Source organism: Roseibium polysiphoniae (assembly GCF_014842925.1).
In the GTDB taxonomy this organism is placed as follows: domain Bacteria; phylum Pseudomonadota; class Alphaproteobacteria; order Rhizobiales; family Stappiaceae; genus Roseibium; species Roseibium polysiphoniae.
Window position 1 is genome coordinate 755,438 of the sequence record NZ_JACYXJ010000001.1, and the last position, 14,048, is coordinate 769,485.

Annotated in this window: 13 protein-coding genes and 1 pseudogene; 10 read left to right on the plus strand and 4 right to left on the minus strand. The window is 56.4% G+C overall.

The window, feature by feature from the left end:
- Positions 1-37: 37 nt before the first annotated feature.
- Genes IG617_RS03445 through IG617_RS03455 form a run of 3 tightly spaced genes read left to right on the plus strand, consistent with a single transcriptional unit; the run spans position 38 to position 2,174 of the window.
- Complete coding sequence (locus tag IG617_RS03445) at positions 38-1,045, plus strand: YHYH protein (protein WP_192107292.1); 1,008 nt, start codon at positions 38-40, stop codon at positions 1,043-1,045.
- Positions 1,042-1,605: a YbhB/YbcL family Raf kinase inhibitor-like protein gene (locus tag IG617_RS03450; protein WP_192107293.1), complete on the plus strand. Its 564-nt coding sequence runs from the start codon at positions 1,042-1,044 to the stop codon at positions 1,603-1,605. The genes IG617_RS03445 and IG617_RS03450 overlap by 4 nt, the downstream gene beginning before the upstream one ends.
- A gap of 32 nt (positions 1,606-1,637) precedes the next feature.
- On the plus strand, positions 1,638-2,174 hold the full coding sequence (locus IG617_RS03455) for a ricin-type beta-trefoil lectin domain protein (protein WP_192107296.1): 537 nt from the start codon (positions 1,638-1,640) through the stop codon (positions 2,172-2,174).
- A 54-nt stretch (positions 2,175-2,228) separates the two neighbouring features.
- Here the strand turns inward: IG617_RS03455 and IG617_RS03460 are convergent, their stop codons facing one another.
- Entirely contained in the window at positions 2,229-3,122 is an 894-nt protein-coding gene (locus IG617_RS03460; protein ID WP_192107299.1) for an AraC family transcriptional regulator, read from the minus strand.
- 168 nt (positions 3,123-3,290) lie between these two features.
- Between IG617_RS03460 and IG617_RS03465 the strand changes: the two genes are divergently transcribed.
- Positions 3,291-4,235, plus strand: a complete 945-nt coding sequence (locus tag IG617_RS03465; protein WP_192107301.1) for an SDR family oxidoreductase — start codon at positions 3,291-3,293, stop codon at positions 4,233-4,235.
- Positions 4,236-4,833: 598 nt separating this feature from the next.
- Here the strand turns inward: IG617_RS03465 and IG617_RS03470 are convergent.
- Positions 4,834-5,043 (minus strand): hypothetical protein, encoded by a 210-nt coding sequence (locus tag IG617_RS03470; RefSeq protein WP_192107303.1) that lies wholly within the window; start codon positions 5,041-5,043, stop codon positions 4,834-4,836.
- Positions 5,044-5,173: 130 nt separating this feature from the next.
- Between IG617_RS03470 and IG617_RS03475 the strand changes: the two genes are divergently transcribed.
- The 6 genes from IG617_RS03475 to IG617_RS03500 all read left to right on the plus strand — a co-directional run bounded on the left by IG617_RS03475 (position 5,174) and on the right by IG617_RS03500 (position 13,097).
- Positions 5,174-6,814: a hypothetical protein gene (locus tag IG617_RS03475; protein ID WP_192107305.1), complete on the plus strand. Its 1,641-nt coding sequence runs from the start codon at positions 5,174-5,176 to the stop codon at positions 6,812-6,814.
- A 21-nt stretch (positions 6,815-6,835) separates the two neighbouring features.
- Positions 6,836-7,960, plus strand: coding sequence for a phosphatase PAP2 family protein (locus IG617_RS03480; protein WP_192107307.1), 1,125 nt, complete (start codon positions 6,836-6,838; stop codon positions 7,958-7,960).
- Positions 7,961-7,967: 7 nt separating this feature from the next.
- Complete coding sequence (locus IG617_RS03485; RefSeq protein WP_192107309.1) at positions 7,968-10,097, plus strand: S8/S53 family peptidase; 2,130 nt, start codon at positions 7,968-7,970, stop codon at positions 10,095-10,097.
- A gap of 428 nt (positions 10,098-10,525) precedes the next feature.
- Positions 10,526-12,589, plus strand: a complete 2,064-nt coding sequence (locus IG617_RS03490) for a cyanobactin maturation protease PatG family protein (protein ID WP_192107311.1) — start codon at positions 10,526-10,528, stop codon at positions 12,587-12,589.
- Between the two features lie 102 nt (positions 12,590-12,691).
- Entirely contained in the window at positions 12,692-12,892 is a 201-nt protein-coding gene (locus IG617_RS03495) for a hypothetical protein (protein WP_153769338.1), read from the plus strand.
- A gap of 43 nt (positions 12,893-12,935) precedes the next feature.
- On the plus strand, positions 12,936-13,097 hold the full coding sequence (locus IG617_RS03500; protein ID WP_162858358.1) for a hypothetical protein: 162 nt from the start codon (positions 12,936-12,938) through the stop codon (positions 13,095-13,097).
- A 96-nt stretch (positions 13,098-13,193) separates the two neighbouring features.
- On the opposite strand, the gene IG617_RS03505 is transcribed toward IG617_RS03500, so the two are convergent.
- Entirely contained in the window at positions 13,194-13,622 is a 429-nt protein-coding gene (locus IG617_RS03505; protein WP_192107312.1) for a hypothetical protein, read from the minus strand.
- Between the two features lie 59 nt (positions 13,623-13,681).
- A pseudogene (locus IG617_RS03510) lies at positions 13,682-13,921 on the minus strand (integrase core domain-containing protein); the annotation flags it as partial.
- Positions 13,922-14,048: the final 127 nt, after the last annotated feature.

Here is a 14,048-nt window from a genome sequence, read left to right on the forward strand (position 1 = left end):
AACACACATCGCCGAACGGGTGTTGAAAGAAAGCCCCATGAAGCAGAACTTTACCGCCAAAAAACGCAGGACGCTCGCCTTTCTCCTTGGTTCTGTCATAGCCCTTGCCGCACCGGTGCAGGCGCATGAGGATCACACCCTTGATGCACAGACCCGTTGCGATGCAGTGAAAGCCTCGGTTGCAGAGGCCGGTTTTTCCGATCAAGTGACGGTCACTTGCAAGGACGGAAAGGCGATCATCTCGTCGGACACCTATCCCGATCATGAGCTGATGACCGGCATCGTCGGCACCAACGAACAAGTGCCGGTTCCCGCCAAGAAGTATGATGCCCCGATCCCGCTGGCTCCGGTGCTAAGCGAGACGCCGCAAACCCATGACGCGGCACTTGGCGTGGCGGTCAATGGCGTGCCGATCTTCGACTATACTGGCGGCGGTGAGATGACCGAAGAAGATCTCTATCACCACCAGACCCGGCACGACACCTATCAGACACAACAGCTTGATGCCTGTGGTGGCCACGCGGGTCGCGGCGACGATTATCACTATCATATCAAACCTGTCTGCATGATCGCACAGATGGAAAATGCAGGCGACGACGCCATCATCGGTTGGGCCTTTGACGGATTCCCGATCTATGGCGACAACAATCCCGACGGCACGCCGGTTGTCGAAGGGATGCTGGATGTCTGCAACGGCCAGTCGGATGAGATCTTTGGCTATCGCTACCACACCTCCGAAGATGCCCCCTATATCGTGCAATGCCTGATGGGAGAGGTTGAAGACCTTCGCGATCTCCCGCGCACGGCCCCTCTTAGCAATGAAGCCACGGGGCGCGGAACAGAGCCTGGCCGTCCTCCTGCGGGCGGGGTCGAGAACTTGATCTTTACCCAGGAAGAAGATGGCCGTCGCAGCATGGACTACAGCTATAAGGGCGAGGACTATTATATTCGCTATCGTCCGTCTGACACCGAAGATTGCTATATCTTCGAAACCAAGACCGTGACCAACGCCGGCAAGATCAGAACCGGAGATTTCTGCCGATGATACCACCGTTCCGACTTGCTGCGGGCATGGCCTTTCTCGCGACGCTGAACTGCATCGTAGGTGGCGTTGCAGCAGAGCTGGTCTTTACGCTGACAAGCCCGGCCCTGGAGGAGGGCGGCCGTCTTCCCGCCGATCTAAAATGCACGCGGGACGGCGGTGAAGGCGTGTCGCCGCCACTTGAGTGGACGGGCGTTCCCGACGGGACCAAGAGCTTTGCCTTGATCATGCATCATTATCCACGCGGAACCCTCAAAGGGCGCGATGCCCCCAGTCACTACTGGCTTCTCTGGAATATCCCCGCGGAAACGACCGCGATCCCCAAGGGCAATCCCGCATCTCTCGGCGATGAAGGTTCCGACAAGGACAACAATAAAACGGGATATACTCCACCGTGTTCACCCGGCGCAGCTGTGCATGAGTACACCATCACGCTCTATGCACTTGATGCAACACTCGAAATCTTGCCCAATCAAGACAGCAAGGCGGTCGATTGGGCAAAAATGACTGCCGCTCTCACAGGGAATGTGATTGCTCAGAGCAGTCTGACGTTTCAAAACTGATCGCTTTCATTCGTTGAAGAGGAAACCATCCCATGACGAAGCGCCTTCTGCCAGCCGCGCTCCTCGGAACCCTGCTCATGGCCGGGACTGCCCATTCCGAGGAGGTGGAGATCTATCTCACCGACATGCTCGACAACACGCAGGCCGGCTATTGTCTTGATATCGCCCGCGCGCAGGGCGAACAGGCAAATCCTGATGACGGTCTGCAAGGCCACACCTGCTACAGCCCCGGCGGCTCTCTTGGCGTCGATCAGACGTTCGAAACCGACAGGTTCGCCGAGGGTGTCCTCTATATGCCGAAATTTGATGTCTGCGCGAAGGTCTCGACAACCGAACCTGGGACTGCCGTGGATCTGGCCGAATGCGACGGCAGTCAGGCCCAGAGTTTCATCTTCTCCGGTCAAGGCGCAATCAGTCCGGCAGCCGCGCCGGCCATGTGCTTCACGCTCGGCGAGGACACGCGCTCGGGGCGCAGCAATGTCAATCAGATCAAGGGTCTGTCCTTGCAAGCCTGTGACGAAGCGAAAGCCGCCTATCAGACATGGAATGTGCGCAGCTCCGTCGAATGATCTGATGGACCACGAGTGCACCCCTCAGACCGGCAGGAACCATCGCGCCGGCTCTCACGCCAGTCTGGCTGAGGGATGCGCGGCCTGGCCCCATTGTCTGGGGGATTGCCCGTACATGCGTTTGAATTCGCGGCTGAACTGGGACGAGCTGACATAGCCCACGTCCAGCGCTGCCTCATTCACGGTCTTGCCGCCCGCAATCTTCATGGCGGCGTGGTTCAGGCGCATGGCCTTTACAAACTGGAGCGGCGACATGGTCGTCGCCTGTCTGAATTTGCGGTGAAACACGGCGCGGCTCATCCCGGCCTGGTCGGCAATCTCCTCGATAGTGACAGGCTCGCTCAACCGGGTCGACAGATACCTGATCGCCCGGGCAATCTCATTGCCGACGCCAAAGGCGCGCCGGGCGGCCGATCCCGCATCCCCTTTCAGGATCGCATAATAAAGCTCGCGCAGCCGGCCTTCGCCAAGGACGGTCATATCGGCCGGAGATTGGCTCAACTGCAGCAGCCTTAAGAGAGCTTCGGTAAACCCGTCATCCCAGCGCGCGAGCGTGAACCCTTGCGGTATGGCGGGGTCGTTTTGCATTCGGCTCGCCCCGGCGACGCTTTCCAGTTCGATGGCCAGCTCGGTCATGACACGCGTATCCAGGGAAATATAGATGCCCAGAAGAGGTGTCTCGCGCGATGCGGCAGGTGTGCCGGCCTCCACCGGCATGGAGATGGGACAGCACATGTATTGGCTGCTGTCGTAGACATATCTCTTGCCATCCAGAACGGCTTCCTTGACCCCGTTGACGATCGCAATCACGCTCGGCTCATAGACTGCGGGGGCGCAAGGGACGGGATCGCTTGCGCGAAACAGCTTCACGCCCGCCACGCCGGTGTCCATCAGTCCGTCTTCGTGCACGCTCTTTTCAACAAGGTGCCTGATCTGCTCTTTGCTCATGGGCAGAACCTAGCGTCCGAAATTCACAGTATCAACGCACTTGATACAATTAGGCATGTATTCGCGATAAATGCGGCTACTACGCCTGACTGGTGAGATTTATATGCTCTTTCAACACGATGAGATACCTGCCGCTCGCAACAGAGCGGCCGACATCAGGAGCATGAAATGACCAAGGGCAATTTTGGATCGAAGGGCTGGACGCCGGAGCGCCTTGGCTCTCTCAAGGGCAAGACATTTGTCATCACCGGCGCCAACAGCGGAGCAGGCTTCGAGGCCAGCCGGGCGTTTCTGTCCAGGGGCGCTGGCGTAGTGATGCTGAACCGCAGCACCGCGAAGTCAGAGGCCGCCATCGCCGCCCTGAGGGAAGAGTTTGGCGAGACTGCCGATGTGACCTTCGTGAAAATGGACCTGGCAGAGCTGGCGAGCGTGCGCGCAGCTGCTGGCGAACTGCTGCGAAAAACGCCCCGGATCGACGCGCTCATCTGCAATGCCGCCATTGCCCAGGTGCCACGGCAGAACCTCACCGTGGACGGCTTTGAAAGCCAGCTGGGGGTGAACCACTTCGGTCATTTTCTCCTCTGCGGTCTGCTGTTCGAGCGGATCGAGGCGTCGCGCGGCCGCATCGTGGTGGTGGGCAGCAACGCCTACAAGATGGGGCTGAAGCGGATCAAGTTCGAGGACATGAACTTCGATCACAACTACACTGCCTGGAACGCCTACGCCCAGAGCAAGCTGGCGCAGATGGTCTTTGGCTACGAACTTCAGCGCCGGGTTCAGGCCGCTGGCAAGGCTGTCACGGTCCAGGTCTGCCATCCAGGCGCGTCACGCACCAACTTGCTCAAGGATACCGCCAGCACGTTCAACAAGATCGTCTGGGCCATCCTTGCGCCCATCATCGCGCAATCGGCGGAGAAGGGGGCCTGGCCCGAGGTCATGTGCGCGGCGGAAGAGAACGTGGCGACGGAAACGCTCTATGGCCCGACGAAAAGAGCAGAGACGGTCGGCCCAGTCGATGCCTGCCCGCTGGACCCTTGCGCCCTCGACCGGGACGCTGCGGCCAAACTCTGGACCATCTCCGAGCAAAAGACCTCCCTGACCTGGTCGGTCTAAGCTTCTCTTTGGGTCTTCCCGCCAGCAGCGCGCCGTCCAGCGCTCGACCGGTGAAGCGCAGAACCACAATGAAAACCCGCCCGATCATCTCCGATGGGCGGGTTTTTGTGTTTCAGGGCCGTTTGAGCCGTTTATTGGCCTCAATTGGCCATCCTATGCGACTCGGGACATCTTCTGGTGAGAGGACCAAAGTATTGAACAACGGGGTCTGTAACTTTCTGGAATCATTAGTGGAAGAATGTCCGTGATATCGGAGGACCAAAGTTTTGTTCCAAACGGAACCAAAGTTTTGAACCTCTCGTCGCAAGACCCGTTTAAGGACAACCTTGGAGTCTATTCCCATCCGAGAGTTTTTGGGTCGGGCAGGGCGTGCGAACAGGCTTTCTGACACATCAGCGAGCCATATTATCAAGTGCTGACTCGACAGCTTCTTCGTTGATTAAAGTCTGAAATGGGGCCGGGAGGGGATTGGCGGGTTTCGGTACAAAGAAAGTTAAAGCAGCCGTTTGACCTGTCGTGCTCTGGGCTCGGAGGTCGTGAGATTTTGCGTTGGCCGCTCTTGGTGTGCCCCTCTCCAGAAAGCACTTTTCCAGACATGTTAAATTTCGCTCTGCTTGGTAGAGTTTAAATCCTGTGGCTCCAAATCTGCCGGACCGATGCGGTCGATGACAAAAACCATGTTCGACAAGGACGTTTTTTCGTCGTCCGACAACCGCCCGCTTTCGATAAGACTGATTACTTTTTGACGCTCAAAAATCCAGTTTCGAAAATACTCAACCAGATCTTTTACCCCTATTCCCTGGGACATGAAAACACACCTCAAAGTCTTTGTTTTCTTTATCATAACAACGCAAGTCATGGGGCTTCTGTGAAATTACTGTGAGGCCCTTTGTTTCCACTGCCGCAGAATGGTACTGGTTGCAACGGGGTAACACATCATGGCTACATTTCTGGAAATCGCTTTGTTCGGGACTTGTGCCGTTCGGTTAAAGGCGCGGGACACCATCGAAATACGCGGGGCCAAACACCGCGCACTGATTGCCATTCTGGCAACCGCGCCTATGGGACGGCGCACCAGAACCTTTCTGCAAAATACCCTGTGGGGCTATTCCGGCTATGACTGTGGCCACCAGAATCTCCGCCGGGCGCTGGCGGATCTCAGAAAGCTCTTGGGACGCGAGTTTGACACGCTGTTTCGCACCACCAACACGGATGTGGAGCTGGACCTGGCGCGCCTGCGGTTTATCAGCGACCCAAGCGCCGGTGCGTTTCTGGAAGATCTGAATGTTGTAGAAAAGGACTTTCGCAAATGGGTGGCCGCCATCCGTGAAAATCCGGCACAGGTGAAAACCTTGTGCCAGAGCATGCCGGCTGCAACGTTAAGGCACTCCCGACCCTCGGTCACCATGTTGCCCCTCGGCCATCTTGGCGATGATCCAAGCCTGAAGGCATTGGGGGACTGGATCGGAGAGCAAGCTTGCCGGGTTCTGTCTCGCTCCAGGTTCCTGAGCGTCATCTCCCATTTGTCCGGGCGCGCAATGGCTGAAAAAACCACCGTTGTCACGGAAGTGCAGAAGACACTTGGGGTTGATTTTCTTACCACCGGTTTCTTGCGGCGCTCGGCCAGCGGCATCATCTGCGACATTGATTTTCTCGATGCCAAGTCCGGCCAGATCCTCTGGAACCGGAATTTCCAGATCGCGAACCTGAGCTATCTGGATGACGCAGCGATGCAAATCGAACATATCGCGCGCACGGTTGCCAAATCCATTTCCGACACCGCGATCGCCAGCAGCCGAATGCAACCGCTGAACGATGTGTCCGACCAAAACCTTCTGATCTCCGGGGTTGGCCTGATGCACCGCGCAACGATACGGGACTTTCTGAAATCCCGCGACTTCTTGAGCGAAGCGACGAGCCGCCTACCGAACCTGGCCGAAACCCACGCATGGCTGGCAAAATGGTATGTTCTGAATGTCATGAAGGGCTATACGATGGACCAGAAGCGGGACACGCAACTGGCTATCGACTGCACCGCCAAAGCGCTTGATCTCGATCCGGAATCGAGCCTCAGTCTGACCATCGACGGTTTTGCGCACAACAACCTGGTGCATGACTTTTCAACCGCCGACCAACGCTTTGAATCAGCACTGGATGTCAACCCGAACGAGAGCCTGGCGTGGTTGTTGCGCGGCTCGCTGAAAGCCTTCTTGAACGACGGGGAAGCAGCCGTATCGTCAAATCAGCAGGCCCGTAAACTCTCCCCGATCGATCCCTTTAACTATTACTACGACAGTCTTGCAAGCACGGCCTATATCGCCGCAGACGATTTTGAGAACGCACTGGTCTACGCCAACCGCTCTCTGACAACCAATGACCAGCACCTGTCCACGCATCGCGCCAAGATAACAGCCCTTCATTTTATGGACCGGCGCGAAGAAGCGCGGACGGCGGCAGAAGAGCTGCTGCGGATCTGGCCTTCCTACAGTTTGCAACATTACGAGCGAAGCCACCCGGTTTCGCAGGAGAAGCTTGGTCGCCGTGCCCTTAAAGCCATGGCAGCCTCGGGAATTAATTGAGATGGTTAAAGGATTTTTGAAATGGCCCAATATGGTGGAATTGGTGGTATCGGCGGCATTGGCGGCATTGGAGGCATTGGAGGGATAGGGGGCATCGGCGGCATCGGAGGGATCGGGGGAATTGGCGGCATCGGCGGGATGACCGGCATTGGCGGCTTCCTGGGCGCGCAAGACCCGGGCGGCTACTCCGCCGTGACCACCCATGGCCTGCAAACCACTGCCGAAGGGCTTTTGCACTTGACCCCTCCGGGCGCTGCAATCTCGGGCACGCCACTTTCCTTCAACGACACAGCCAACAACAACCGCTGGGCAACATGGGTGCGCGGCTCGCTTTATTTAAGCGAATTTCTGAGCCGAGTTTCCTATGAGGCCAAGGATACAAACAGCGTTCGCTCCATCGCACTATCCTTCGACAATCATGACCTTGTGGAACTGCTCCTGCCCTCAGATGCGCTGCTTGCCGAACAATGCTCGCATGTTCGCGACTATGCTGACCTGCGCGGAGACCGCGGGGCGGAAATTGTCTCACAGCTCGGGTTCCCAACCGAGTATTTCTCGATGATCCTTGGCATGCATGTGGCACAACACAAGAGCACCGTTGAGCTGATCACGGCAACGCAGGTGGTTGCAGCGCATATGGCCATGATTGCCAAACACGCACTGGCTGTCCGCCGTCCGGACCAGATCGACGGCCGTATCCTGCCGATGATCCCGACGCCAGGGCATGGCAGTTTTCCTTCCGCACATGCGACGGAAGCCTATGCCGTTCTCACGGTTCTTGAAGCGCTGGCCAAAAGCTGGGGCGGATTTGAAGATGTGGACAACCGCATTGTCATGATGCGGGGATTGGCCGAGCGCATTGCTGTAAACCGAACCGTCGCGGGCGTTCATTACCCGATCGATAGTTGGGCCGGGGCGACGCTTGGTACGGCAATCGGAAAGATCATATTAAACCTTGCCGGTCATACCGGCGTGCCGATTGAAGAGCTGCGCTACGAACCCCAAAATCAGGACTTCTCCGATTTTGACTTCACACAGAACGGCGGAACCATGGGACTTCATTCATGCGGTCAGTTCCAGACCTCCGCAGCACCGCATTTCAGCTGGCTGTGGGACAACGCCCTAACCGAAACCCAGAAGGTTTGAGGCAACCATGTACCTCAAGCGAGCTCATGAAGAGCGGATCGAGCGGTACGCCGGTCCGTATGAGCGTTGGGTGTTTTCTGAAGAGCTGGGCCGACCGTTTGCCTTCCCTGCCATCGCACAAGGGCCATCTGGGTATTACACCGCCCTGATGGAAGGAGATGGGCTGCCGCAGGATAGCGACCAGATGAGTGTTCGCCTTCCCCCGTTGTGGAAGCCTGACCATAAATCGCTGAAGATCACACCATTTGCATTCCATGACCCGCAAATGAACGATCCACGCCGGCGCGTTCAGCAAGACACCACAGTTGCGAGAATGCTGGGTTCTGCACGCACGCAAGCCAAGCGCCAACCGGCTGCCATCTCGCCTCGATTTCGGGTCAACTTTCCGGCCGCGCCAGGGTCTTGGGTCAACGACTATAGAGTTGATACCGCACCTTCCGAATGGACCCCGCCACCACGGAAACCGAAAGCCATTATCGGTGTGATTGATGATGCTCTGCCTTTTGCCCATCGCTGTTTCCTCAACAGCGATGGCGGCACACGGATCAGTCATTGCTGGCTCCAATCCGGCCGAGCAGAGCCGACCGCTAGTGTTCCCTTTGGCCGCGAATTCGTGAATGCCGAAATAGACGGACTGAGAAATCAGTTCCCAGCTGACGAACGACAGCTATATCGTCAGGCCAAGGCGACTGCTCCTGATATGCCGGAGCTCGGCAACCACCTGATGCGCCATGCCACCCACGGAGCACATGTCTTGGGTCTGGCGGCAGGAAACGGGTCTATCTATCCCGATTATCCGCTGGATGACGACATTCTTATCATCGGCGTTCAGCTGCCCAATACCATCGCGTGGGACACATCCGGCTTCGGCAAGGAAATGTACATGCTGTCCGCCCTGCACTACATTTTTGAGCGTTCACGGAGGATTGCTCGGCATTTCGAAAGCCCCGAACTTCCGCTGGTGGTGAATTTTTCCTACGGCTGGAGTGCCGGTCGTCACGACGGCAATTCGGAGATGGAAATCTCCATCGAAGAGCTTTTAAAACTTCGGCGGGAGGAACAAGCGGCAACAGAAATTGTCATGCCAATTGGCAACAATTTTCAATCACGCATACATGGCAGGTTTTCCGAGCAGGATTTTGACCAGGACAAGCTGAGGGTTCATTGGCATTTGCAGCCGGATGATGGCACCTCAAGTTATCTGGAAATGTGGTTGCCGGAAGAAATTGATCCTGCGGGCTACACAGTTACTTTGACGCCGCCAGACAGGCCGGGCGGACCGAACCCAACCAGCATCGATATTTCGCCGGACATGGACCTGTCCGGTCAAGATGATGGTGATCCCAGACGGTTTGAAGAAATCGAATTGAAGGGTGAGGTGATCGGTCAGATGTCGGCAGACAAGCACCGCGGAAACCGCTGGCGTATTATGATCGCGCTCATCCCGACGATCTACCGCCGCGGCGTCGCCCGCAAAGCTCCATCGGGCACATGGACTGTAGAGCTGTCTCGATCTCCGAAGTCTTCGAAACTTGGAGAGGGGGAAAACATCCTGCTTTGGCTGCAAAGAGACGACGATCCAAGCGACCTGAAAACCCATGGACGGCAGAGCTATTTGCTTGCACCAGAAAACCCTCAGGCAATGCAATTCGTCAGACCGAAAAATCCGGTCCGGAAATATTCAGCAGACGTTCCAAACATTTCCGGCTTTGGCGCAACGAATGCAGTAGCAGCCTCCGCCAGCACCACCCGGGTTTCAGGATACATCCTGCAATCGGGCCACCCTTCGGACTATTCTGGGGCCGGCGGCGTGAAGAAGGTGCCGGATGGAAGCTATGTGTCCTGGGGGCCGCAGCCTGAGGTCTCTGCTGTGACCGACCAAAGCCGCACGCAACCTGGCATCTGGTCCATAGGAACGACTTCTGGAACACGCAGCAAGCTGATTGGCACCAGTGCGGCAGCGCCCTCAGTCGCAAGGCTGATGGTGCGCAATGCAGCGGCTGGTCGACCGCTTCTCGATGGATTCGGAGCGGAACTGGATCTTCCTTCAACTGAAGCCGATGATGACACCACAATGGTTCAGCACAAGGCATGTGTCGGGATCCACACCGCTCCTCCTGTGTCCAAGGCGGGATAGAAACCTGCCAAATTCACATTTCTTCCTGGATCTTCCTGCCCGCGGCTATTCCGCGGGCTTTTTTTTCCTCACGGCGTGAAACTTTGTCTCACGGGGTGAACGAGAAAGTTTCACGGTCAATTCACTCTCTCATCTTTTTGGAACTTGTTAATCTTTCTTCAGGTCAGGGGGAGAAGGGATTGATCCCAAAACTCCTGACCTCTCTGGGAGGAACCAGCTTTTTTTCCGCCAGTGATCCTTGGCCTGTTTTGGGTCATTTCATACTGCCTGTCCGGGTTCGCCTGGACGCCTTTTGACTTAAGCATTTGAAACAAAATTGATTTTCCGGACGGTTGCGGCCAGATGGCCGCAACCGTCAACCGAAATTCTCACAAATATTTTTTGGTCCGCCGACTTGGCCGGACACAACCCGTTTTCCGGAGCAGGACATGTATGTTCTACGCGATCAGTTTGAAGCACTGCGTGCCATCCAAGAACGCGCCAAATTTGGAGAAGGCATCAAAATCGCTGTGCTTGACGGAAATTTTGATCCCGACAACCCAAGTCTGGCAGGTCAAAAGATCGACCCGGTGGACGGTCCTGATCACACACTTCACGGCACTGCGGTCACCAGTATCATCCTGGGCAAGAAGTCAGGAATTGCCCCCAATGCGTCCGGCATCCAAATCCTGGTTTTTCGAGAAGATGCAGCAGGGAACCTTCAAGGCTGTTCACAGCTGACCCTCGCCCAAGCGATCCATGCCGCCTGCGCCGAAAACGCCCAGATAATCAACATTAGCGGTGCCAACCTCTCAAACACCGGACACCCCACCGACGAGTTGCGAGACGCGGTGGAACGCTGCGCAGAAAACAACATTCAAATTGTTGCAGCCGTGGGCAATGACGGACTTCCCACTGACACCGTCCCAGCCAGCCTATCATCCGTTTTGGCCATCGGCGCCCACGATATTGAAGGGCAACCTGCATCCTTCAACAACACAGGGCCCCGTCTCATCCGCAAGATGTTGCTGGGCCCAGGTGTCGACATCCGTGTTCAAGCCGAGGGCGGAACCGCAAAGATCTCCGGCAGCAGCTTCGCCGCCCCGATGGTCAGCGGATTATGCGCCCTTGTCCGCCAGTCTTGCCCGGACATCCAGCAGGCTGAACTGGAAGCGCTTTTCTCGAATTCTTGTGTCCCCTGCCAATTGAGCCACTCGGGAGACGACAAGCCTACTGCCTTTAGGCGTCTGGATCTCGTGCTCTTGCACGAAAACCTCCGCCCGATTTGGGCGGAGCAGGTGGCTCTTCAAAAAAATGTTTTAGAAAGGATTGATTTAATGTCTGAGATTGATACCAGCGTTGACGCCATTGCTCCCGAAGCAACCTCGGTTGAACCCGCAGGTCTTCCTGAAGTTATTGTACCGGCGGCAGAGTGTACCGATGTCGCACCGGCACAAACACAACAACCAGCTGCCGAGTTCAATGCATCACCAGCAGCCCCACGGACACACGCCCAAATCCGCGACAGTGCCCCTGAAAACTTCGTACATGCCCAGCCAAACACTGTGCGCCCGCAGCATGCCGGGTCAAACATCATGGCTGACAAAAAGGTCTTCGCGATCGGCACCATCGGTTACGATTTTACCAATGAAACCAATCGTGACTACTTCCAGCAAGCAATGCACTCGCTGGGCGAACAGCATCCGCACCTGAAGCCGATGATCCCGGAAAACGAGATCGCCATGGCCCGTTTCCTCACGTTCCGGGACGCAGACGGCAGCACGCCTTTCCTGGACTCCGCCACAGCCCTGGAGTGGACCCTCAAGATAGATGGCATCCCGATTTATGTAATCCGGCCCCAGAACCAATTTGCGGTTCAACAGTTCGGCCGAATGATCGAGTTCCTCATCAATCAGACGGGCCTGAACCTCTCAAAGGTTGCCACACCCGAGACCAAGACAGCTGACTTGATGGCAGAGCAATGCGATCAGGACCAAAAGCCAAGCGAAGACAAAATCGATAGAGTGTCCATTGCCGGTAACATCGTCGGCGAAACCCGGCTTTATAACGGTCACACCGTTGCCGTGGTCTCACCAATCCTGCGCGGGATGTTCTCTTGGACACCCCACGAGTTGGCAAAGGCCGTTCTCAAACCAAGCGCCAAGCAGGAAGAGATTGATCGTCTCCGCAACTTCCTCGAACGGATTTATTACGAGCTCCGCAATCGGGGAGCAGAGCCTCAGCATCGCGCCATGAACTTTGCAGCCACCAACGCCCATGTGGCCGGCGAGATTTTTCAGGATGCCTTCAACAAGAAGCTGGAACTGAATGCGATGAATGTTCAACGCAGCCCGGTCAGCCGACCCGGAACTGATTGCTGGGACATCATCTGCGAGTTCTTCAACCCGTTCAAACGTGATGAAGAAGCACGGATGATCTATCGCTACACCGTTGATGTCACGGGCCTGATGCCGGTCACCTTTGGCCCACTGCGCAGCTGGCGCGCCTACTGAGTTTTTCGGGATGCGCCGCGCCGGAAATTGGCGCGGCTCATAATGGGCACAAATCTTGTGCCATCAGGGCATAAGCCCTTTATTTTAAAAGGAGTATTTTAAATGAAACTACCTTATCAATCCCCTTCCATTGATCGCGCAAATCGTCTGAATTCCGCGATCCAGCAAGGCGTAGATCCGGCTCTTTTCGGGCTGGACTGGGATGACGTAACCGGCGGACTGCAGTCTGCTGTGCGCTACCTCGCTCCCCACGCAAAGGACGCTGCAAAAGACTTTGCAATGTCCGCAATCGACGGCCTTTGAAACCTGGCCAAATTCAAACAAAACCACTTTTGGAGAATTGAAAATGAAACTTCCTTATCAAGCCCCGTCCATCAACCGTGAAGACCGGATTAACTCTGCAATTGATTCAAGCGTTGCTCCGGCGTTCTGGGGCGCACTTGCCTCTGCTGCCGCACCGATCGCAATCGATCTCGGCAAAAAAGCACTCCGCGGATTGTTCCGGTAACACCCCTTGAAACGGCCCTCCCAAGGGCCGTTTCTTCTCTGGTCCGCGCTTTCCTGCTTCAATCGCAGAAACACTTTGACTTTCGCGTCGACATGTTCACGCCCATGCAGTCTGGATGCGGCTGGCCATATCCCGGGGTATTTCGCAACCCGCGGCTTTGGCCAGATCATTCTTGTCAGACCTCGCCATTTTCAGGGTAGAAATGGCAAGATCAGTCGTTGCCGTGCGAGCCAGCCGCATCGCCAGGATGCACTTCATGCGAACTTCGATCGCGGCCGAAAGCTGTAAGCACCCAACTTCTTCCTCCAGCTCCTTTCTTGCCGTGTTGTCCTTTCGTTGCCAGACGGGATCGCCTTGAAAAATGGTCTGAAGCGAGACCTTGCATTCATCGATTTCCACGACCTGCAACGGCCACTCTGGCCTGTGTTTGCCCTGGAGGTAGGCGTAGTTCTTCTTGGCATACGACTGTCCGTGACGGCCAGCATCGATGTGCATAGGAGAGAGCTTGCGAATTTCCGCACACATGGCCGCGATGCTCGGTTTGAACAGAGTGGGTGACCTGCTCCCCAAGGGGTCCGCGTTTTTTAGTTTGCTGTGTTCAGGCTTTGGTCCTCTATTGACCGTTGGTGATACTGCCACGGGGCGAGCCCGTCGAGGCTCGTATGTGGGCGATTGTGATTGTAATCGTCGCGCCAGGCCGAGATCAGCTCTCGGGCGTGGCGATAGCTGCGGAACAGGTGCTCATTGAGGCACTCGTCCCGAAGGCGGCCATTGAAGCTTTCGACAAAGCCGTTTTGCATCGGTTTGCCCGGGGCGATGTAATGTGACCTGCCACGGGATTTTTCCTCCACTGTCGATTAGAGTCCGACCCAATTTGAGGACGGACAATGAAGCGAACAAGATTCACGGACGAGCAGATCATCGGGATCCTCGCCGAGCATGAGGCGGGTG